The following is a 20,177-nucleotide window of genomic DNA, read 5'->3' on the forward strand; positions in this document are numbered from 1 at the left end:
GCATGTCGAACGCCATCGCCGAAGCTCCCGCGGACACGACGGAGGAGACGGGCATCCAGTCCTTCATCGTCACGTTCAACATCCGCCGGTTCGATCCCGAGATCGACTCCGAGCCGCACTGGGTCGACTACGACGTGGAGCTCTACTCCACGGACCGCGTCCTCGACGCACTGCACAAGATCAAGTGGGAGGTCGACGGGTCGCTGACGTTCCGGCGCTCGTGCGCCCACGGCATCTGCGGCTCCGACGCCATGCGCATCAACGGCCGTAACCGCCTCGCCTGCAAGACGCTGATCAAGGATCTCGACATCTCGAAGCCGATCTACGTCGAGGCGATCAAGGGTCTGCCTCTCGAGAAGGACCTCGTCGTCGACATGGAGCCTTTCTTCGCGTCGTACCGCGAGGTGCAGCCGTTCCTCGTCGCGAACTCGGTGCCCGAGAAGGGCAAGGAGCGCGTCCAGAGCATCGCCGATCGCGAGATCTTCGATGACACCACCAAGTGCATCCTGTGCGCCGCATGCACCTCGTCGTGCCCCGTCTTCTGGACCGACGGACAGTACTTCGGACCGGCGGCGATCGTGAACGCGCACCGGTTCATCTTCGACTCCCGCGATGACAATGCGGCGGTCCGTCTCGACATCCTCAACGACAAGGAGGGCGTCTGGCGCTGCCGCACGACCTTCAACTGCTCCGAGGCGTGCCCCCGCGGCATCGAGGTCACGAAGGCCATCGCCGAGGTCAAGCAGGCAGTCCTGCGCGGTCGTCCCTGACCCCGTCGCCGACCTGAGAACGGGCGGGCACCCTGATGGGTGCCCGCCCGTTCTCGTCGCTTGGATAGGGTGAGGACGTGTCCGAACACCACGCCGCCCCCGAGCCCGGTCGCCTGGACGCGGCCGTGGAGAGGGCGACCGCTCTGACCCAGCGCACTCTGGGCCTGTTCCCCGTGCGTGTCTGGCGTCATTTCCTGCAGCACAACGGATTCCTTCTCGCTGCCGGGGTGAGCTATCAGGCCCTCTTCGCGATCTTCGCGGCTGTGTACCTCGCCTTCGCCATCATCGGCATCTGGCTCGGTGGCAGCACGGAGGCGGTCGACGGTCTGATCGTCATCATCAACAGCTACGTTCCCAATCTGATCCTCGATCAGGGCGGGGTGTTCACCCCGGATCAGGTGAAGGAGATCGCCGCGAGCACGGCCAGCCTCCTGGGAGTGACAGGTCTCATCGCCCTCGGCACGGTGATCTGGACCGCGATCGGGTGGGTGACCTTCTCACGTCGCGCCACGAGGGACATTTTCGGCCTCCCTCCGGACACTCGCAGTTACGTGATCCTCAAGGCTCGGGATCTTCTCGCCGCGCTGATCTTCGGCGTCTCGCTCATCGTGGGGTCGATCCTCAGCTCCGCCAGTGCGGCGATGCTGAGCTGGCTCCTGAGCCTCCTCGGCTGGGACTCGGGATCCGACGGGCTGAACCTCAGCATCCGCATCGGCACGGTCATCGTGTCGTTCGTCCTGATGTCCGCCGCTCTGGCCGCGATGGTGCGCTTCCTCACGGGGACGACGCTCCATTGGCGCACGATCTGGCCCGGCGCGATCCTCGGCGGCGCCGCGATGACGGTGCTGCAGTACGGTGCAGGGTTCCTCCTCAGCTACACGCCCTCCAACCCGCTTCTGGCCACGTTCGCGATCTTCATCGGCCTGCTGCTGTGGTTCCGGGTGAACGGGGTGGTGATGCTCGTGGCATCGTCATGGATCGCCGTCGCCGCCCAGGACCGGGATCTGCCGCTGCTGGCTCAGTCGGAGGCCGAGCGTCGGATCGTCGAGCATGAGACCCTGCTCATGGCCGCCCGCATCCGCGTCCGCGACGCGCACGCGGCACGCGACACCGCACCCTGGTACGGCGTATGGGGCGCGCGTCGAGCCGTGCATGCGGCGGAGCGGGAACTGGCGGAGCTGGAGGCGTCCGCGCCCCCGCCCGTCGACACCGCGTCGCCACTCGCGCAGCGGCTGCTCGCCGAGCTGCAGCGGACACGCGATGTCGGTGGCGCTCGTTAGGCTGGAACCATGCCTCATCTGCGAATCGCCACGGTCAATGTCAACGGGATCCGAGCGGCGGCTCGCAATGGCATGAGCGCGTGGCTCGACGCGGCAGACGTCGACGTCCTCACTCTGCAGGAGGTCCGCGGCCAGGACGAGCATCTCGAAGCGGCCTTGCCCGGATGGACGTTCGTGCACGACGAGGCGACCGCCAAGGGTCGCGCCGGCGTGGCCATCGCCAGCCGGCTGCCGGCTCTCGCCTCGCGCACCGACTTCGGCGATGCCGACTTCGACTCGAAGGGTCGCTGGATCGAAGCGGACTTCCTGATCGGCGACCGCCCTCTCACGGTCGTGAGCGCTTACGTGCACAGCGGCGAGGCCGACACTCCGAAGCAGGAGGAGAAGTGGAAGTTCCTCGACGCGTTCGGTGACCGGCTGGCGGAGCTCGGCGCGGACGACGGGGCACTCGCGCTCGTCACCGGGGACCTGAACGTGGGCCACCGCGAACTCGACATCAAGAACTGGCGCGGCAACCGCAAGAAGGCGGGATTCCTGCCCCGTGAGCGGGCGTACTTCGACAGATTCCTCGGAGCGGCGGGTGAGACCGTCGAGGGCGTCGACGGCTCGACCGGCACCGGTCTCGGCTGGGTCGACGTGGGCCGGGTGTTCCACGGCGAGGTCGAGGGGCCGTACACCTGGTGGTCGATGCGCGGGCAGGCGTTCGACAACGATTCCGGGTGGCGCATCGACTACCACCTCGCCACTCCGGCTCTCGCCGAACGGGTCACTGCCTATCACGTCGCCCGCGCGGCCGCCTATGACGAGCGCTGGAGCGACCATGCTCCGGTGGTCGTCGATTACACCTACTGAACAGCAGGCGGCGCCCGGGTTCGGACGGACCCGGTTCGCGCGGTCCGGCACGACCGGCGCCGCCTAGGATTGATGTCGTGACGAAACCTCGCCTTTACTCAGGAATGCAGCCCTCCGCCGACTCGCTTCAGATCGGCAATTACATCGGAGCGCTCCTGCAGTGGCGGGATCTGCAGAGCTCGTACGACGCATACTTCTCCGTCGTCGATCTGCATGCGCTCACCGTCGCACAGGATCCCGCCGAGCTGCGCGAGAAGACCCGCCGCACCGCTGCTCAGTACATCGCCGCCGGCATCGAGCCCTCCCTCTCGACGCTCTACGTGCAGTCTCACGTCCGCGCGCACGCCGAGCTGGCCTGGATCCTGTCGACGATCACCGGTTTCGGAGAAGCCGGTCGCATGACGCAGTTCAAGGACAAGTCAGCGCGCTACGGAGCGGATGCCACCAGCGTCGGTCTCTTCACCTACCCGGTGCTGATGGCAGCTGACATCCTGCTGTATCAGACCGATGTCGTGCCGGTCGGCGACGACCAGAAGCAGCACGTCGAGCTGACCCGCGACCTCGCCGAGCGCTTCAATTCCCGTTTCGGGGACACGTTCGTCGTGCCCCGCCCCGTGATCCAGAAGGACACGGCGCGCATCTACGACCTGCAGAACCCGACGTCGAAGATGTCGAAGTCCGCCGAGAGCGATGCGGGAGTCCTCTGGATGCTCGATGACCCGGCGAAGTCGGCGAAGAAGATCATGCGGGCCGTCACGGACAACGAAGGATCGGTGCGCTTCGACCGCGACACCAAGCCCGGCGTGTCCAACCTGCTGACCATCTACGCCGCGCTGTCGGGACGTCAGGTTCCGGCGATCGAGGATGAGTACGCGGGCCGCGGTTACGGGGACTTCAAGAAGGGACTCGCCGAGGTCGTCGTGAACGAGTTCGAGCCGGTGCGTGCCCGCGCGCTCGAGCTGCTCGACGACCCTGCTGAACTCGATCGGATCCTCGCGCAGAACGCCGCACGTGCGGATGCCGTCGCCGACGCCACTCTCGGAGCGGTCTACGACCGGGTCGGACTGCTTCGTCGCGTCTGACCTGGCCAGCCATAGGATGGGGGCGTGACTGATCCGCAGCAGCCCCCGTCCGGTGCCGTCCCCCCTGTGCCTCCCGCGCCCCGATCGGCCGACGAGCAGCAGCACTTCGCTCCGCCCGTGCCGCCAGCGCCCGCTGCGTACTCGTCGACTCCCCCGGCGCCGCCCGCATACCAGAGCGCTCCCCCGGCCTATCAGGGTGCGCCGCCCTCGTACCAAGGCGCTCCCGCACCGCAGGCGGCTCCTCCCGGCGCCTATCAGGTTCCGGTCGGAGGCTACGCAGCGCCCGCGGGCGCATACCAGGCACCGGTGATCGCGGAGAAGAAGTCAGGGCTGCTCGGCATCCTCGCTCTGGTCCTGGCGATCGTGGCAGCCGTGGTCACACCGATCGTCGCCGGCATCATGGGCTTCGAGATCGGACGTCGTCTTCCGGGCGGTCTCGACACGACGGCACCGGACTTCCTGTCGATCCTCTCTCCCGCGAGGGACCAAGTCCTGTGGGCGGAGATCTCGTTCTGGACGGGGACCATCCTCGGCATCGCCGCCATCGTCATCGGCATCATCGCCATTCGCAAGAAGCAGGCGCGCGGTGCGGGCATCGCCGCCCTCGTGGTCGCCGTGCTCGGCCCGATCATCTTCTGGGTCGTGCTGCTGGTGACACTGTCGACGGGAACGGCGACCGGCTTCCTGCCGTAGCCGCGGGGCACGCGACGGGTGCACCGCCCCGTCTCTCACCGTGGAGCGTGGTGCTTCTGCTGAGCGGCGAGCAGTCCGTCCTCGACGAGCAGCTCGACCGCGTCCGCCGCGTCGGACACGAGGATGGGCAGGTTCGCGCGCTCGTCCTTGCCGAACGGCGAGAGCACCCAGTCCGCGGGGTCCTGGCGCCCCACCGGTCGACCGATGCCGACCCGCACCCGCGGGAAATCCGGAGTGGTGATGGCACGGGCGATGTCTCGGACGCCGTTGTGCCCGCCGTGGCCTCCGCCGGTCTTGAGCTTGACGGTGTCGAACGGGATGTCGAGCTCATCGTGGACGACGATGATCTGCTCCGGCGGCACCGAGTAGAACCGCGCCAGGGCGGCGACCGGCGTCCCGGACACGTTCATGAACGTGTTCGGCTTGGCGAGCACGAGCTTGTCGCCGCCCGGGCGCAGCCAGGTCTCGACGACGCGCGCGCCGCCCTTGTGCTCCCGAAAGTTCTCGCCGCGGCGTGATGCGAGCTCATCGACGACCATCTGGCCGATGTTGTGACGCGTATCCGCGTATCGGGGGCCGGGGTTGCCGAGTCCCACCACGAGCCAGGTGGATGCCATGTGGTCGTCCTCTCGGAATGCGGGCCCTTCGCGGTGCCCGGGTCAGAATACGACAGAGGGGGCGCGATATGCTCGCGCCCCCTCTGTGTTGCAGTCAGCTGTGCGCTGCGCCTGCGGAGATCACTCCGCGGCGGGAGCCTCCTCGGCGGCAGCCTCGTCGGCGCCGGCCTCGTCCTCTTCGAGCGACTCCTCGGCCGGGATCGAGATCGCGACGACGAGAACCTCGGGGTCGGTCAGCAGCGTCGAGCCCTTGGGGAGCTTGACCTCGGCGGCGGTGATGTGCGTGCCGTCCTCGAGACCCTCGACCGAGACCTCGACGTTCTGCGGAAGATGCGTGGCCTCGGCCTCGATCGACAGCGTGTTCGCGTCCTGGTTGACGATCGTTCCGGGAGCCGACTCTCCGGTGACGACGACGGGAACGTCGATCGTGACCTTCTCGCCCTTGCGGACGACGAGCAGGTCGATGTGCTCGATGATCTGGTGCACCGGGTCGCGCTGGACGTCCTTGACGAGGGCGAGCTGGTCCTTGCCGTCGATGTCGAGCTCGAGCAGAGCGTTCGCACGGCGGATGATCAGCGAGACCTGGTGGCCGGGCAGTGCGACGTGCACCGGGTCGGTGCCGTGGCCGTAGATCACGGCGGGGATCTTGCCTGCGGCGCGCAGACGACGGGCGAAGCCCTTGCCGAAGCTCTCGCGGAGCTCGGCCTTGACCTTGGTGTCTTCAGACATGGGGTTCTCCTTCGGGGCACGCAGCGACAGCTACGCGGTGGTCTTGGAATTGTTCTCGAACGCAGACACGTGAGGAAAGCCACCGGCTTGCTTCGCCGCGTCGATAACGGATGCCAGCGCACGCGCAGAAGCATCCCTCGCCGAGGTACTCCTCTCATGGTACCGGATGAGCCGGTAGGCTGAGAACACCGATCCCCTCTCTGCAGAACACGGAGTTCTCTCATGCTCGACGGCGTCTTCTTCTCCCACGCGATCGCCTGGCTCATCGGCGCGATGACCGTGTGCGCCGCAGGCTTCACCTTCGCGGCCCTGTTCTCCCTGGGGCGCTCGGGATACCGCAAGGACTGACCTCCTCGCGTCCGTCACCACCCGTCACACGGGAGCACCACCCCGGACGCCGCGATAATCTGGGAGCATCCCCTTCTTCTCGATCTAGGAGCCATCTGTGCCCGAAGCATCAGCGAACATCGGAGTCGTCGGACTCGCCGTCATGGGTTCGAACCTCGCCCGCAACCTCGCCAGCCGCGAGGGCAACACGGTGGCGATCTTCAACCGCAGCTACGAGAAGACCGCGACGCTCGTCTCCGATCACCCTGAGGCCGGCTTCATCCCCGCCCAGACCTACCAGGAGTTCGCCGACTCGCTGCAGAAGCCGCGCACCGCGATCATCATGGTCAAGGCCGGCGGCCCGACGGACGCCGTGATCGACTCGCTGGTCGAGGTCTTCGAGCCGGGCGACATCATCGTCGACGGCGGCAACGCGTACTTCCCCGACACGATCCGCCGCGAGAAGGCGGTCCGTGAGACCGGAATCAACTTCGTCGGCGCCGGGATCTCGGGCGGCGAGGAGGGCGCACTCACGGGCCCGTCGATCATGCCCGGCGGCTCGGACGAGTCGTGGATCACCCTCGGCCCGATCCTCAAGTCGATCGCCGCGATCGCCGAGGGCGAGCCGTGCGTCACGCACGTCGGACACGACGGTGCCGGACACTTCGTCAAGATGGTGCACAACGGCATCGAGTACGCCGACATGCAGCTCATCGCCGAGGCCTATGACCTCATCCGCCGCGGCACGGGCAAGTCGCCCGCCGAGATCGCCGAGATCTTCGCCGAATGGAACAAGGGCGAGCTCGAGTCGTACCTGATCGAGATCACCGCAGAGGTGCTGCGCCAGGTCGATGCCGAGACCGGCAAGCCGCTCGTCGACGTCATCCTCGACCAGGCCGGAGCCAAGGGCACCGGAGCGTGGACCGTCCAGACCGCGCTGTCGCTCGGCGTTCCCGTCTCCGGCATCGCCGAGGCCACGTTCGCCCGCTCGCTGTCGTCGCACCCCGAGCAGCGCGAGGTCGCCGGAGCCCTCCCGGGGCCGGACGAGGAGTTCGTCGTCGCCGACGAGGCCGCTTTCATCGAGGACGTCCGTCTCGCGCTCTACGCATCGAAGATCGTCGCGTACTCGCAGGGCTTCGACGAGATCCGCGCGGGCGCTGCCGAATACGGCTGGAACATCGACCTGGGCGCCATCAGCAAGATCTGGCGCGGCGGCTGCATCATCCGTGCGCAGTTCCTCAACCGCATCGCCGACGCATACGCGGCAGAGCCCGGTCTTCCCGTGCTGCTGACGGCTCCGTACTTCACCGAGGCGATCACGCGCGCTCAGGCGCCGTGGCGTCGCGTCGTGGTCGCGGCGGCACAGGCCGGCATCCCGGCTCCGGCGTTCTCGTCGTCGCTGTCGTACTACGACGGCATCCGCGCCGACCGCCTCCCCGCAGCCCTCGTGCAGGGCCAGCGCGACTTCTTCGGGGCGCACACCTACAAGCGCATCGACAAGCCGGGCACCTTCCACACGCAGTGGTCGGGCGACCGCACCGAGATCGAAGCCGAAGACACGCACTGAGCGCGTCGCAGACATGACGAAGGCCCCGGCGATTCCGCCGGGGCCTTCGTCATGTCTCACCGGGTGATGTCCTGCACCGTGCCCTTCGCCAGCCGAAGGCGTCTGGTGGCCCGGCGCGCCACCGCCGAGTCGTGAGTGACGACGATCATGGTGATCCCTTCCGCGCACAGCCCCTGGAGCAGCGTGAGGATCTCATCGCGCATGCTCTCGTCGAGGTTGCCTGTGGGCTCGTCCGCGAGCAGCACGCGGGGTCGCTTCACGATCGCCCGCGCGATCGCCACACGCTGCTGCTGACCGCCCGACAGCTCGGTGGGCAGGTGGTCGCCGCGGTCGGCGAGCCCGACGTGAGCGAGAGCCTCGGCGACGCGAGCCGTCCGTTCGGTCCGGCTCAGCTCGGTGGGCTCGAGGGCCATGTCCACGTTCTCGGCCGCCGTCAGCGTGGGGATGAGGTTGAACCCTTGGAAAACGAAGCCGATCTCTTGGGCACGGATGCGGCTGAGCTCCCTCGCTGATGCCGACGCCAGCTCGATGTCACCGAGCTTCAACGAGCCGGAGGAGGGCTTGTCGAGCGCGCCCAGCATCTGCAGGAGAGTCGACTTGCCCCCTCCGGTCGGCCCCTGGATGGTGACGAACTCACCGGGAAGGATGGTGAGGTCGACCCCCGTGAGCGCCTTCACCGTGCGTCCCTTCTGCGTGTACGTGCGAGTGACACCCTGCGCGCGGTACAGCGGCGCCGCGGCATCCGTGCCGCTCGCGGAAGGGGCGATGTCTGCGATGGTCATGTCGTATCTCCTTGTCGTGCGGTGGGTGATCGAGCGTCCGTCAGGCGACGGAGCGCAGTGCCTCTGCCGGGCTGAGGCGGGCCGCGCGCCAGCCTCCGAATGCTCCTGCCACGAGACCGCCGAGCACGGCGAGACCGACCGCGGCGACCAGCACCCACGGTGTGAACGGTGCGTGCAGCACGATGTCGGCCGCCTGTTGCGTCTGGAACATGTCACCACCTCCGGTGGGCCCGCCGCCCATCCCGCCGGGGCCACCTTCCGCAGTGCTCGCGGCAGCAGCCGCGACGGTCGGCTTCACGAGATCGATCACAACGATGCCGGCGATTCCGAGTGCGAGCCCCACGACGCCACCGATCAGTCCCTGGACCATCGACTCGCCCGCGACCTGACGCACGACGCGACCGTTCGACCAGCCGATCGCCTTGAGCGTGCCGAACTCGCGGGTGCGGCGCGAGACGCCGGACAGCGTCAGCAGCACCGAGAGCAGCACGGCCACGGCGAGCACGATGATCGACAGCCAGGTGCCGAGGTTCGTGATCAGCGACGTGGCACTGGACAGCGAACCGGAGACGGTGGCGGCGAGCTCGGACTGCGAGGTGATCGTCGCGTCGGGCAGCTCGTCTGCGAGGGCCGCCTGCACCGCGTCGATCGACGATGCGGACTCGGCCTGCACGTACACCGTGGAGACGACGTCTCCGGCGCCGGAGAGATCCTGCGCCGTGTCGAGGGGCAGATAGACGTCGGCAGCGGTGTCGGCGGAGTCCGCGGTGGAAGCCACGATCCCCACGATCTCCACATCGGAGCCTGCGACGTCGATGGTGTCGCCGACGGCGATCTCGTTCGTGGTCGCGTAGGTCGCGTCGACGAGCGCGACGAGTGCCCCGGCGTCATCCGTGTCGAGAGCCCGGCCATCGCTGACCTCGACCGAGGCGAGCGGACCCACTGACGTCACGGCCGGGTCGATGCCGAGCACGGTGAATGAATCGACGCCGAACGAGCCGCCACCCGTGCCACCCGCTCCACCTTGCGGCGGCGCCTGACCCTCGGCCGGCGCAGTGCCCTCTGTCGTGGCGTCCTGCTCACCGAACCCGCCGCTGGGCAGCTCGCCCGAGAACGTCGAGTTCGTGAGGCTGAGAGCAGCGGATGCCGCCGTCACGCCATCCGTCGAGGTCACCGTGTCGAGCACGGACGCGTCGAGCGTGCCGCGCATGAAGTCCGTCATGAGAGTCGACTGGCTCAGTGTGGTCGTGTCGCCCTCGGTCGCGCCGTCCTCCGAGCCGAAGTCGAAGCGCTGCCCGCCGCCCTCCCCCGGTTCCGCCGCGGCACCGGTGACCGTGCGGTCGGTGCCCACGCCGTACACCGACTCCAGCGCCTGCGCCTGCGCATCCCGAACTCCTGCCGTGAGGGCGTTCACGATGATCACCAGGGCGATCGCGATCGCGAGTCCGATCGCGACGATCATGGTCTGCTTCTTGCGGCCCGCCAACTCGCGCCGTAGATATGTCCCGTACATGTGTCTCCTTCTGCCGCGCCGTTCGCGGGGCCGATGTCGACGCTAAAGACCGGACTTTTGCGATATCGAGGGACCGATGATGAGAAGGCTATGGGTGCTTTCTCACAGGCGACGCATAGCGCACTCCATAGAAACCCCATAGGTGATTCCGCAGAATGTACTCATGAGCACTGATCTTCCCGAATTGCGCCGCCCCGACGGCTCCCCCCTGCGCATCCTCGCCGTCGACGACGAGCAGATGCTCACCGACCTGCTCGCGATGGCTCTGCGGATGGAGGGCTGGGAGGTGCGCACGGCGTCGTCCGGCCTCGAAGCTCTGCAGGTCGCGCGCGAGTTCGAACCCGACGCTCTCGTGCTCGACATCATGATGCCCGACCTCGACGGCATGGCCGTGCTGCGGCGCCTCCGCGAGTCGGGCAGCCTCGTGCCCGTGCTGTTCCTGACCGCGAAGGATGCCGTGGGCGACCGCGTCGCCGGCCTCACCGCCGGCGGCGACGACTATGTCACCAAGCCGTTCAGCCTCGAAGAGGTCATCGCACGTCTGCGCGCGATCATCCGTCGCACGGGACATGCGACCGCCGACGACGGTCAGTCGATCCTCCGCGTCGCCGACCTCACCCTCAATGAGGACAGCCACGAGGTCATGCGCGATGGCACCGAGATCGAGCTGACCGCGACCGAGTTCGAGCTGCTCCGCTACCTCATGCGCAACGAGCGCAGAGTGCTGTCGAAGGCGCAGATCCTCGATCGCGTGTGGAGCTACGACTTCGGCGGCAAGTCCTCGGTCGTGGAGCTGTACATCTCGTACCTCCGTAAGAAGATCGACGCCGGACGCACCCCGCTGCTGCACACCGTGCGCGGTGTCGGCTACATGATCAAGGCGCCTCAGTGAGCAGCACGGGGATGGCCAGACGGCCGATGAGTCTGCAGACACGGCTGATGACAGCCGTGATCGGCTTCGTCTCGCTCATCCTCGTGATCGTCGCCGTGATCACCAGTGCGCTGCTCGGCAGCACGCTCGAACGGCAGCTCGAGGATCGCCTGCACAGCTACTCGAATCAGGTGACGCAGTGGGTCAGCCGGGTACCGGCCCAGTTCGCGAACATGGACAACATCCTCGAGATCAACGATGCGCGGGTTCCGGGACTCCTGCTGGCGGTGTCCAGCACGGAGGGTGGCACCAGCGGCGTGCTCTTCCCCGACACCAAGGACGAGTGGGGCGGCGTCCCGCAGAAGTTGACCAGCGCGGACCTCGAACGGATCGACGCGGCACTTGCCGGCCAGCCCAGCGCCACCGTCGCCCTGGACGACTTCGGTTCGTACATGGTCTTCGCGAAGCAGGCGCCCAACGGTGTGAATGTGGTCACCGGTCTCCCCCGGACCGAGATCCAGAATCAGCTGGCCACACTGCTCACCGTGATCGCCCTCGCGACGATCGGCGGTCTGATCCTCCTCGCGCTCACGACGGCGATCACGATTCGCGTCGGACTGAGACCGCTGCGTGCGGTCGCCGCGACGGCGACGCGGGTGGCGAACCAGCCCCTCGACCGTGGAGAGGTGCAGATCACCGAGCGGGTGCCTGCCGCGGAGGCCGATCCGCGGACGGAGACGGGTCTCGTCGGCTCCTCCCTCAACAAGCTGCTCGACCATGTCAACGCCTCTCTCGCCTCCCGTCAGAAGAATGAAGAGCGGATGCGTCGGTTCGTCGCCGACGCGAGCCACGAGCTGCGCACACCTCTGTCGTCGATCCGCGGCTACTCCGAGCTCTCTCTGCGTGCGCTGAGGCAGCAGGGCGGAGAGGCGGCCGTCGAGAGCACCACGACGTCGCTCGAGCGCATCCAGGCCCAGTCCCTGCGCATGACGCGCCTGGTGGAGGATCTGCTGCTGCTCGCCCGTCTCGACGAGGGGCGAGAACTCGTCTACGGCACCGTCGATCTGACACAGCTCGCGCTGGAGGGGCTCTCCGATGCGCGCCCGACCGCAGCCGACCACCACTGGAACATCGAGGCGCCGGACGAGCCCATCGTCATCGTCGGCGATGCGGGCCGCATGCACCAGGTCGTCGCGAACCTGCTCGCGAATGCGCGGACGCACACGCCTGCCGGTACGTCGATCACCCTCAGCGTGGCCCGCGAAGGCGACGAGGCCGTGCTGCGCGTGCACGACAACGGCCCGGGCATCGACCCCGGGGTGCGAGAGGAGCTCTTCGCACGCTTCGCCCGCGGTGACAGCTCCCGCGCCCGCCAGACCGGCGGCACGGGGCTCGGACTGGCCATCGCGAAGGCGATCGTCGAAGGACACGGCGGTCACCTCACGGTCGACAGCGAGCCCGGAGACACGACCTTCAGCGTGCGGCTCCCGATCAATCCGGCGTCCGCCTCGGACTGACGGCGCCTTCGTCTCCCCTCGGTCCCGCAGAGCCGTCTGCGGGACCGAGGCACTTCTGCAAGGCGAACCGACGACTTCGGTCCTGCAACCGTGCTCTCATCCTGCAGACGGAACACGCTCCCCTCTCTGCGCCGGCCCTCCCCCAGGGCCGGTTGCGGGGCCGCGGCACGTTCGCAGGACGAACCGACGACTTCGATCCTGCAACCGTGCTCTCATCCTCCAGACGGTGAAGCAGACGACCGCACGGACCCACGACTTCTCTTCTGCACAGGTCGGGCTATCAGCCGATACCTTCCACGACCCTCGATTCCGATCCGTCCCCCGCCTCAGAACGGGCAGGATCGATCAGATGCCGACCGCCGCACACGTCCTCTCTCACCTGGGTGATCTGGCCAGGGGTACGACTCTTCGCCAGTTCGGGCTGAGCAGACGGATGCTCTCATCAGCCGTTCGCGACGGCACGATCACTCGCGTCCGCAACGGCGTGTTCGCGACGCATCCGCTCCCGCCGACGTTCTCACCGCTGCCGCGCACGGAGGCGCGCTGACCTGCTCTCGTGCACTGCGCATGCACGGCATCTGGACGCTCGAGGACGATACGAATCCGCATGTCTGGCTCGGCACTCACGGCCGAAACCACCACATCGCATGCACGTGCACCGGCCACTACTTCGGCGGACGGACGGTTCTCGGCCTCGCTCCCCTCGAGGACGCCCTTATTCACGTCTATCTCTGCAAGGGCGATGAGTCGTTCTTCGTCTCGATCGAGTCGGCCCTGCAGCTGCGCAAGATCGGAGCGGCAGGGCGCGCCCGCATCCGATCCCGCCTGCCGGCGAAGGCTCGGTGGCTGGTCGATCTGGCTCGGACGGATGCCGACAGCGGCCTCGAGTCGCTGCTTCGTCTTCGGCTTCACCTGCTCGGGATCCGTCTCGAATGTCAGGTCGACATACCTTCGGTCGGACGCGTGGACTTCGTGCTCCATGAGCTGCTCATCCTCGAAGCCGACGGGGCGGAGAATCACGACAGCGCATCGCACCGCCATCGAGATCTGCTGCGCGATGCGGAGGCATCCAGGCAGGGATATGAGACGTTGCGCTTCGACTACGCGATGATCGTCCACGACTGGCCGGTCGTGGAAGCCGCCATCCTTGCGGCCGTCGATCGCCTTCGCGCACGCATCTGACGTACCGGTTGCAGGACCAAGGCACGAATGCAGGGTGGAATCAGGAGAACCGCCCCGCAGAACGTGCCTGGGTCCTGCAGGCGGCACAGGGCGACCCACCCCCGCGATCTACGGCGCGCTTCGGCGACGCACAGCCTGTACCACTTGCAGGACCGAGGCACGAATGCAGGACGGAATCAGGAGAACCGGCCCGCAGAACGTGCTGGCGTCCTGCACGTGGCGCCGGGCGACGCCGAACAGACCGGACTCAGTACCCGGCGAAGGCGTCTGTCGTGAGCGACCGCGCCTTCTGCAGGGCGGGAGCGAGGTCGGCGATCAGCCGCGGCGGGCCGGAGATGTAGGAATGCCTCTCGCCGATGTCCGGGACGTAGTGCTCGAGAGCCGCCGCGTCGAGGCGCACACCCTGGGCCCAGGTCCAGCGCGAGGGCAGGTCGACAGGCTCGTCCCGGGTGAACACGATCACGCGCGCACCGGTCGCGGCCAGCTCGTCGCGGAACGCGAGCTCCGAGCTGTCGGATGCCACGTAGACGAGAACCACGTCACGCTGCTGCTCGGTCAGCATCAGCTGTCGCAGCTGCGACACGAACGGCGTGACGCCGATGCCCGCGGCCACCATCAGCACCGGGGTCTCGGCGCGTGGAAGCAGGAAGTCGCCCCATGTGCCGGTCACCGCGAGCGCAGCACCCGGCTCGGCGGCCGCCAGCGCGCGCTTGTAGCTCGAGGGATGCTTCTGATCGCCGTCCTTGTAGGCGATGCGCAGCGTCGGGAGGTCGGCAGGCGCCGAGACGATGCTGAACTCGCGACGGGTTCCGCGCGCATCCGGGCGGGAGTGCGGCACGTCCAGCTCGAGGTACTGCCCCGGCAGGAACTTCAGCGTGCCCTTCGCGTGGAACGTCAGCTCCTGAGCCGTCGGCGTGATGAACTGCCGCTTCTCGAGCACGAGACGCACGGATCCGCGCAGCGCGAAGGCGAAGGCCAGGAGGTTTCCGATGAGCAGAGCACGCTCCTGCCCGAGCGTGAAGAGGCCGCCGATCGCGATCGGCCAGCCGGCGAGCACGCCGACGAGAACTGCCACCGAGAACTGCTGCCACCGGCGCGGCGGCAGAGTCAACGGCTCCGACAGCATGAACGCACCGAGGAACAGGAACGGAGACTGCAGGATCGCGAACGAGAGGGCGGAGCCGGCGTCGAAGTCGATCGCGAACTCCTGCGCCTGCACGGCCTGACGAAGGACCGAGACGGCGATGGCGACGACGAGGAACACGAAGACGATCCGCACCTTCTCGGTGCGCCACAGCACGGCGAGCCCGAGGATCAGGACGGGGATGAAGAGTGACGGGGTGCCCACCCACCAGGACGACGAGGTCCCGAGCCATGCGAACGCTCCGAACGACCCGAGGATCGACACGACGGCAGCGCCGAACGCCGCCGGGTTGAGGATGTGCCGACCTCGCCACGCGATCAGGTACTTGGAGAGGCTCGCGACGGCTCCGGCGATGGCGAGGCCGAGCAGGGCATTCGGCTCGATGCCGGGGCGGAGCACGAAGAGCAGGATCAGCGCGGTGACCAGCGACGACTCGATACGCCATGGAAGGCGCAGGATTCGCTGGGCCGCTGCGTCCACCAGCGAGATGACCATGGCCAGGACGACGAAGGATGCGAGGATCTCGACCGGCGTGGGTGAGACGATCACGCCGAGAGCTGAGAGCACCACAGCGATGAGCGCCAGCGTCAGCAGCGCGAACAGCACCAGGCGATACATCGAGATGCCGCCGAGCAACGCAAGGACCCGCTGCCGCAGTGCGGTGATGGAGGTGATCACAGGTCTACTCTTCCCTACTTCGTTGATTCAACGGCGGGTGGTGAACAGCTGAGCGGGGCAGCCGTTCGAGCGTTCCGCCCGCCCGTCGGTCGTCATCCGCACCCACTCCACGCCCCACGATGCGGCGATCTCTGGCCCGCCCTCGAAGAACAGCGCTGTCGCGACCGCGTCCGCTCGCATCGCGTCGGGGGCGATCGCCCACGTGGCCGCCCATGTCCGCACGGGCACGCCGGTGCGAGCGTCGAGGACGTGATGCAGTCCGTCGCCCCACGCACGGCGATTGACCGCCGAGGCGCACAGCGCGGCATTCTGCAGTTCGATCACTCCGATCGCCTTCGTCGGGTCGTATGGATGCTCGAGGCCCACCCGAACGACATCACCGCGAACTCTCATGTCACCGCCGGCATCGACCACGACACTCCCGGGAACGTCGGAGAGCACCGCGGCGACGAGGTCGACGAGGCGTCCCTTGCCGAGGGCCCCGACATCGAGGAGGGCGGGAACGGATGCCGTGGCCTCCCCCGGCGTCCAGTCCAGCAGGGACGTCCAGTCGCCGGGCGCAGCGACGGGATCGTGCGCGACGAGCGAGTACGACGAGTCGTAGCCCAGGGCCGACAGGCTGTCGGCGACGAGCGGGTTGACCGCCCCGTGGGTCGCGCGGGACAGCTCGCGGAAGGCATCGAGCATCGTTCCCGCATCAGGCGAGGAGATCGAGCCGCCGTCACGGCCGACCCGCGTGACCGAGGAGTCGTCACGGAACCGCGACCACTCTCGGTCGAACCGCTCGATCTCGGCCCCGACTCGCTCACGGTCATGCTCGTCGAGCTCGTGCGACGTCTCGATCTCCCAGGCCGTGCCGATCGCGTCGAAACGCCAGATCGCCATACGTGGTCAGGCGCCTCAGGCGGCCGCCTGCTCCTTGATCGACTCGACGGCCTCGTTGAACCCGCCGCTGGTCAGCGACGATCCGGCCACTCGACTGACCTCGATCTCGTCGAGCGACTTGCCCACGACCTCATCCGAGATCCCGTCGATGAACTGCCCCTGGTACTGCTCGCTCTCGCGTGCCTGCGGGTCACCGGTCACCTCGACCTCGGTGACCAGGCCGTCGGCGACGGTCAGGGTCACGCTGATCTTCTCGACCGTCTCGGGGGTCTGGTACGAACCGTCGGCCGTGTACGTGCCGTCGGTGTAGTCGCCGCTCGTCGATGCGCCCGAATCCGTCGACTCGGTGCTCGTGTCGGTTCCGGAGTCGGTGGACTGGTCTTCGGCATCCGCGGTGCCGGAGCAACCGGCGAGCACGAGGAGCCCGGCGACGCCGACCAGGGCGGCGCTCTTGCGAACAGAAGTCGGTACAGTCGTGCGGATCATGATGGTCCTCCCGGCCTTGATCGATGTGTTGATTCGACCGTAGGGAGCCCGTCTATGTGCAGGCTGTGCCCGATATATGAGTCGCTTACGCGTCTCCGCCGAACATGCTCGTGACGGATCCGTCTTCGAAGACCTCGTGGATCGCACGCGCGAGCATCGGGGCGATCGGGAGGACCGTCAGCTTGTCCCAGCGACGCGACTCGGTGAGCGGGATCGTGTCGGTGATCACGACCTCGTCGATCGAGGCGTCCTGCAGACGCTCCGAGGCCGGATCGCTGAAGATCGCGTGCGTCGCGGCGACGATCACGCGATGCGCGCCGTTGGCCTTGAGCGCCTGCGCGGCCTTCACGATGGTTCCACCGGTGTCGATCATGTCGTCGACGAGCAGGCAGGTGCGACCCTCGACCGCTCCGACGATCTCGTGCACCGATACCTGGTTCGCGACCTTCGGGTCGCGTCGCTTGTGGATGATCGCCAGCGGGGCGCCGAGGCTGTCGGACCATGTGTCGGCCACGCGGACACGACCCATGTCGGGCGAGACGACCGTGAGGATCTCTCGGTCCGCGGGGCTCAGCGTGCGCTGGAAGTACTCGAGCAGCACGGGCTTGGCGAACAGGTGGTCGACGGGACCGTCGAAGAAGCCCTGGATCTGTGCGGCGTGCAGGTCGACGCTCATCACGCGGTCTGCGCCAGCGGTCTTCAGCAGGTCGGCGACGAGGCGGGCGCTGATCGGCTCACGGCCGCGGCCCTTCTTGTCCTGACGCGAATACGGATAGTACGGGGCGACGACGGTGATGCGCTTGGCGGACGCGCGCTTCGCCGCGTCGATCATGATGAGGGTCTCCATGAGCCACTCGTTGACCGGCTCACCGAAGGTCTGGATCAGGAAGAGGTCGCAGCCTCGGATCGACACCTCGAACCGCGCGTAGATCTCACCGGATGCGAAGGTGCGGTGCTCGGTCGGCACGACCTCTGTTCCGAGCGACGCGGCCACCGCCGCGGTGAGCTCGGGGTGCGATCGACCACCTGCGACCACGAGTCGCTTCTTGGTCTTGGCAACGAGACCCGGAGCGATGCCGTTGTCCCTGTCCAGATCGACCGTCTTCTTCTTGCGCGCCATCGTTCTGCCTACTCCGCCACTCGGGTTCGGGCTGCGGCGTCTGCCGCGCCCGTGCCTGCCCTGTTCTTCTCGACCCAACCCTCGATGTTGCGCTGAGGGGCGACGCTCATGGCAAGGGAGCCGGCGGGGACGTCCTTGCGGACGACAGCGCCAGCACCTGTCTTGGCGCCGGCTCCCAGCCTAACGGGCGCGACGAGGGTCGTGTGCGAGCCGGTGTGCACCTCGTCCTCGACCACCGTGCGGTGCTTGTTCACGTCGTCGTAGTTCGCGGTGATCGTGCTCGCACCGAGGTTGACGCCTCGCCCGATGGTCGCGTCTCCGACGTACGACAGGTGCGGCACCTTGCTGCCTTCGCCGATCTCGGCGTTCTTGGTCTCGACGTAGGCGCCGATCTTGCCTCTGGCCCCCAGGACGGTGCCCGGCCGCAGGAACGAGAACGGTCCGACCGTGGCCTCGGCACCGATCACCGCGAGCGTCGCATCGGTGCGGCGGACGATCGCGTCCTCTCCCACCTCGCAGTCGACGAGGGTGGTGTCCGGTCCGATGATGGCGCCCTCGGCGATCGTCGTCGCCCGCAGGATGTGCGTGTTCGGGAGGATCGTGACGTCGGGCGCGAGGGTCGCGTCGTCGTCGATCCACGTCGTCGCAGGATCGATCACGGTGACGCCCTCGAGCTGCCAGCGCCGCACGATGCGGCGGTTGAGCAGACGACCGACCTCCGCGAGCTGAGCGCGGTCGTTGACGCCGTAGGTGACGGTGACGTCGGAGACGACGGATGCCGCCACACGGCTGCCATCGCGGCGGAGGAGCCCCGGCACGTCGGTCAGATACATCTCGCCCTGCGCGTTGTCGACGCCCACCGACGGCAGGTACTTGCGGAGCGTCGAGACGCGGAACACGTACATGCCCGCGTTGATCTCGCTGACGGCAGCCTCTTCGGTCGTCGCATCCTTCTGCTCGACGACGCGATCGACGCCGCCGTCGGCGTCGCGGATGACGCGGCCGTAGCCGGTCGGGTCCTCGACCACGGCGGTCATGAGGGTCGCCTCCGCCTGCGCGGCGCGGTGCGCGTCGAGGAACGAGCCCAGCGTGTCCGCATCCGCGAGAGGGCAGTCGCCCGAGAGCACGAGCACGTCGCCGTCGAAGTCGGCAGGGAGCGCGTCGACAGCCACCTGCACTGCGCGTCCGGTGCCGGGGACGTCGTCCTGATCGATGAAGACCGCGGTCGGGTAGTCCTTCTCGAGTGCGGCGACGACCTGGTCGCGTTCATGCCGCACGACGACCTCGATGTGATCGGCGCCGAGTCGCGTCGCGGTGGTCAGCACGTGGCCGACGAGCGGACGCCCGCCGATCGGGTGCAGCACCTTCGGAAGACGCGAGCGCATGCGGGTGCCCTGGCCTGCGGCGAGGACGATGATCGCGAGATTGTTCCCAGTCATGCTCCGCCGCCAGGACTCGAACCTAGACCTAACAGCTCCAAAGGCTGTCGTGCTGCCATTACACCACGGCGGACCGCGGCCCCCGAGGGCGCCGCGGATCAAGTCTGCCACGTCCACCTGCGTGCTACCGGCGATAATGGACGGATGACTGAGGCGGATGAGGTTGATCGGATCGTCGGCGCCTGGAACACCCAGCGCCCCGACCTCGACTTCTCGCCTCTCGAGGTGCTGTCGCGGATGGATCGCCTGACCAGGCTGCTCGACCGGGCTCGCAGAGATGTGTTCCGACGCAGCGACCTGGAGGCCTGGGAATGGGACGTGCTGTCGGCTCTGCGCCGCGCGGGCGCGCCCTTCCAGCTCTCCCCCAAGCAGCTGCTGCAGCAGACGCTGGTGTCGAGCGGCACCATGACCAATCGCATCGACCGTCTGGTCGGCCGACGTTTCGTGCGACGGGAGGGCGACCCGGCCGACGGCCGCAGCGTGCTCGTGACGCTCACGGACGACGGACGCATCCGGGTGGATGCCGCGATCACGCGCCTCGTCGACGTCGAGGACGACCTGCTGCAGGCGCTGTCCCGCGGTGACCGCGATCGGCTCGCTGCGCTGCTGCGCAAGCTGAGCCTGAGCTTCGACGCGTGAGGGG

At 67.7% G+C, this 20,177-nt stretch carries 21 protein-coding genes and 1 tRNA gene; 12 read left to right on the forward strand and 10 right to left on the reverse strand.

The features are described 5' to 3' along the window. The first annotated feature begins 2 nt into the window (after positions 1–2). The 5 genes from BEP68_RS15325 (at position 3) to BEP68_RS18060 (ending at position 4,677) form a co-directional block, all read left to right on the forward strand. Entirely contained in the window at positions 3–770 is a 768-nt protein-coding gene (locus tag BEP68_RS15325) for a succinate dehydrogenase iron-sulfur subunit (RefSeq protein WP_053097029.1), read from the forward strand. A 77-nt stretch (positions 771–847) separates the two neighbouring features. Next, positions 848–2,050, forward strand: a complete 1,203-nt coding sequence (locus BEP68_RS15330) for a YihY/virulence factor BrkB family protein (protein ID WP_053097031.1) — start codon at positions 848–850, stop codon at positions 2,048–2,050. 9 nt (positions 2,051–2,059) lie between these two features. Then, positions 2,060–2,902 carry an exodeoxyribonuclease III gene (locus tag BEP68_RS15335; protein ID WP_072591540.1) on the forward strand — a complete coding sequence of 281 codons (843 nt, stop codon included), beginning with the start codon at positions 2,060–2,062 and terminating at the stop codon, positions 2,900–2,902. 77 nt (positions 2,903–2,979) lie between these two features. Further along, positions 2,980–3,984 carry a tryptophan--tRNA ligase gene (gene trpS, locus BEP68_RS15340; protein ID WP_072591541.1) on the forward strand — a complete coding sequence of 335 codons (1,005 nt, stop codon included), beginning with the start codon at positions 2,980–2,982 and terminating at the stop codon, positions 3,982–3,984. 24 nt (positions 3,985–4,008) lie between these two features. Next, positions 4,009–4,677 carry a hypothetical protein gene (locus BEP68_RS18060; protein WP_222839457.1) on the forward strand — a complete coding sequence of 223 codons (669 nt, stop codon included), beginning with the start codon at positions 4,009–4,011 and terminating at the stop codon, positions 4,675–4,677. 35 nt (positions 4,678–4,712) lie between these two features. Here the strand turns inward: BEP68_RS18060 and pth are convergent, their stop codons facing one another. Both pth and BEP68_RS15355 read right to left on the reverse strand, forming a co-directional pair. Beyond that, entirely contained in the window at positions 4,713–5,294 is a 582-nt protein-coding gene (gene pth, locus BEP68_RS15350; RefSeq protein ID WP_187250498.1) for an aminoacyl-tRNA hydrolase, read from the reverse strand. 120 nt (positions 5,295–5,414) lie between these two features. Beyond that, positions 5,415–6,023: a 50S ribosomal protein L25/general stress protein Ctc gene (locus tag BEP68_RS15355; RefSeq protein ID WP_053097039.1), complete on the reverse strand. Its 609-nt coding sequence runs from the start codon at positions 6,021–6,023 to the stop codon at positions 5,415–5,417. Positions 6,024–6,245: 222 nt separating this feature from the next. On the opposite strand from BEP68_RS15355, the gene BEP68_RS18270 reads away from it, so the two are divergent. Both BEP68_RS18270 and gndA read left to right on the forward strand, forming a co-directional pair. Continuing rightward, positions 6,246–6,371: a hypothetical protein gene (locus BEP68_RS18270; RefSeq protein WP_256381367.1), complete on the forward strand. Its 126-nt coding sequence runs from the start codon at positions 6,246–6,248 to the stop codon at positions 6,369–6,371. A gap of 97 nt (positions 6,372–6,468) precedes the next feature. Beyond that, positions 6,469–7,917: an NADP-dependent phosphogluconate dehydrogenase gene (gene gndA, locus BEP68_RS15360; protein ID WP_053097041.1), complete on the forward strand. Its 1,449-nt coding sequence runs from the start codon at positions 6,469–6,471 to the stop codon at positions 7,915–7,917. A 56-nt stretch (positions 7,918–7,973) separates the two neighbouring features. Here the strand turns inward: gndA and BEP68_RS15365 are convergent, their stop codons facing one another. Beyond that, positions 7,974–8,699: an ABC transporter ATP-binding protein gene (locus tag BEP68_RS15365; protein WP_187250499.1), complete on the reverse strand. Its 726-nt coding sequence runs from the start codon at positions 8,697–8,699 to the stop codon at positions 7,974–7,976. A gap of 40 nt (positions 8,700–8,739) precedes the next feature. Beyond that, positions 8,740–10,212 (reverse strand): ABC transporter permease, encoded by a 1,473-nt coding sequence (locus BEP68_RS15370; RefSeq protein ID WP_187250500.1) that lies wholly within the window; start codon positions 10,210–10,212, stop codon positions 8,740–8,742. Between the two features lie 163 nt (positions 10,213–10,375). On the opposite strand from BEP68_RS15370, the gene BEP68_RS15375 reads away from it, so the two are divergent. The 4 genes from BEP68_RS15375 to BEP68_RS15385 all read left to right on the forward strand — a co-directional run bounded on the left by BEP68_RS15375 (position 10,376) and on the right by BEP68_RS15385 (position 13,782). After that, positions 10,376–11,104: a response regulator transcription factor gene (locus BEP68_RS15375; protein WP_056280043.1), complete on the forward strand. Its 729-nt coding sequence runs from the start codon at positions 10,376–10,378 to the stop codon at positions 11,102–11,104. A gap of 26 nt (positions 11,105–11,130) precedes the next feature. Further along, complete coding sequence (locus BEP68_RS15380; RefSeq protein ID WP_187250501.1) at positions 11,131–12,600, forward strand: ATP-binding protein; 1,470 nt, start codon at positions 11,131–11,133, stop codon at positions 12,598–12,600. 349 nt (positions 12,601–12,949) lie between these two features. Next, positions 12,950–13,147, forward strand: coding sequence for a type IV toxin-antitoxin system AbiEi family antitoxin domain-containing protein (locus BEP68_RS18275; protein ID WP_261987883.1), 198 nt, complete (start codon positions 12,950–12,952; stop codon positions 13,145–13,147). A 20-nt stretch (positions 13,148–13,167) separates the two neighbouring features. Continuing rightward, a complete protein-coding gene (locus tag BEP68_RS15385; RefSeq protein ID WP_261987884.1) occupies positions 13,168–13,782 on the forward strand; it encodes an endonuclease domain-containing protein in 615 nt (204 codons plus the stop codon). 247 nt (positions 13,783–14,029) lie between these two features. Here the strand turns inward: BEP68_RS15385 and BEP68_RS15390 are convergent, their stop codons facing one another. From BEP68_RS15390 to BEP68_RS15415, 6 genes are all read right to left on the reverse strand, one after another. Beyond that, positions 14,030–15,604, reverse strand: a complete 1,575-nt coding sequence (locus BEP68_RS15390) for a flavodoxin reductase (RefSeq protein WP_187250502.1) — start codon at positions 15,602–15,604, stop codon at positions 14,030–14,032. Positions 15,605–15,631: 27 nt separating this feature from the next. Further along, the gene (locus BEP68_RS15395) at positions 15,632–16,489 is read right to left on the reverse strand and encodes an FAD:protein FMN transferase (protein ID WP_187250503.1); all 858 of its coding nucleotides are present in this window, start codon (positions 16,487–16,489) and stop codon (positions 15,632–15,634) included. 15 nt (positions 16,490–16,504) lie between these two features. Next, positions 16,505–16,975: an FMN-binding protein gene (locus tag BEP68_RS15400; RefSeq protein ID WP_187250504.1), complete on the reverse strand. Its 471-nt coding sequence runs from the start codon at positions 16,973–16,975 to the stop codon at positions 16,505–16,507. An 85-nt stretch (positions 16,976–17,060) separates the two neighbouring features. Then, positions 17,061–18,095 carry a ribose-phosphate diphosphokinase gene (locus BEP68_RS15405; RefSeq protein ID WP_053097056.1) on the reverse strand — a complete coding sequence of 345 codons (1,035 nt, stop codon included), beginning with the start codon at positions 18,093–18,095 and terminating at the stop codon, positions 17,061–17,063. Between the two features lie 8 nt (positions 18,096–18,103). After that, positions 18,104–19,534, reverse strand: a complete 1,431-nt coding sequence (gene glmU / locus BEP68_RS15410; protein ID WP_072591547.1) for a bifunctional UDP-N-acetylglucosamine diphosphorylase/glucosamine-1-phosphate N-acetyltransferase GlmU — start codon at positions 19,532–19,534, stop codon at positions 18,104–18,106. A gap of 1 nt (position 19,535) precedes the next feature. Further along, a tRNA-Gln gene (locus BEP68_RS15415) sits at positions 19,536–19,607 on the reverse strand. Positions 19,608–19,678: 71 nt separating this feature from the next. Between BEP68_RS15415 and BEP68_RS15420 the strand changes: the two genes are divergently transcribed. Further along, positions 19,679–20,173 carry a MarR family winged helix-turn-helix transcriptional regulator gene (locus BEP68_RS15420; protein WP_053097060.1) on the forward strand — a complete coding sequence of 165 codons (495 nt, stop codon included), beginning with the start codon at positions 19,679–19,681 and terminating at the stop codon, positions 20,171–20,173. Positions 20,174–20,177 lie beyond the last annotated feature (4 nt).

Origin of the sequence: Microbacterium sp. 4-7 (assembly GCF_014332665.1) — a bacterium.
GTDB lineage: Bacteria > Actinomycetota > Actinomycetes > Actinomycetales > Microbacteriaceae > Microbacterium.

Bases quoted from the DNA above. Each gene is read 5' to 3' on its own strand.
- glmU (WP_072591547.1), bottom strand. From the start codon at position 19,534: ATGACTGGGAACAATCTCGCGATCATCGTCCTCGCCGCAGGCCAGGGC.
- BEP68_RS15420 (WP_053097060.1), top strand. From the start codon at position 19,679: ATGACTGAGGCGGATGAGGTTGATCGGATCGTCGGCGCCTGGAACACC.
- BEP68_RS15395 (WP_187250503.1), bottom strand. From the start codon at position 16,489: ATGGCGATCTGGCGTTTCGACGCGATCGGCACGGCCTGGGAGATCGAG.
- BEP68_RS15335 (WP_072591540.1), top strand. From the start codon at position 2,060: ATGCCTCATCTGCGAATCGCCACGGTCAATGTCAACGGGATCCGAGCG.
- pth (WP_187250498.1), bottom strand. From the start codon at position 5,294: ATGGCATCCACCTGGCTCGTGGTGGGACTCGGCAACCCCGGCCCCCGA.
- BEP68_RS15370 (WP_187250500.1), bottom strand. From the start codon at position 10,212: ATGTACGGGACATATCTACGGCGCGAGTTGGCGGGCCGCAAGAAGCAG.
- BEP68_RS15400 (WP_187250504.1), bottom strand. From the start codon at position 16,975: ATGATCCGCACGACTGTACCGACTTCTGTTCGCAAGAGCGCCGCCCTG.
- BEP68_RS15405 (WP_053097056.1), bottom strand. From the start codon at position 18,095: ATGGCGCGCAAGAAGAAGACGGTCGATCTGGACAGGGACAACGGCATC.
- BEP68_RS15375 (WP_056280043.1), top strand. From the start codon at position 10,376: ATGAGCACTGATCTTCCCGAATTGCGCCGCCCCGACGGCTCCCCCCTG.
- BEP68_RS15355 (WP_053097039.1), bottom strand. From the start codon at position 6,023: ATGTCTGAAGACACCAAGGTCAAGGCCGAGCTCCGCGAGAGCTTCGGC.
- BEP68_RS15325 (WP_053097029.1), top strand. From the start codon at position 3: ATGTCGAACGCCATCGCCGAAGCTCCCGCGGACACGACGGAGGAGACG.
- BEP68_RS15380 (WP_187250501.1), top strand. From the start codon at position 11,131: ATGAGTCTGCAGACACGGCTGATGACAGCCGTGATCGGCTTCGTCTCG.
- BEP68_RS15385 (WP_261987884.1), top strand. From the start codon at position 13,168: ATGCACGGCATCTGGACGCTCGAGGACGATACGAATCCGCATGTCTGG.
- BEP68_RS18275 (WP_261987883.1), top strand. From the start codon at position 12,950: ATGCCGACCGCCGCACACGTCCTCTCTCACCTGGGTGATCTGGCCAGG.
- BEP68_RS15365 (WP_187250499.1), bottom strand. From the start codon at position 8,699: ATGACCATCGCAGACATCGCCCCTTCCGCGAGCGGCACGGATGCCGCG.
- BEP68_RS18270 (WP_256381367.1), top strand. From the start codon at position 6,246: ATGCTCGACGGCGTCTTCTTCTCCCACGCGATCGCCTGGCTCATCGGC.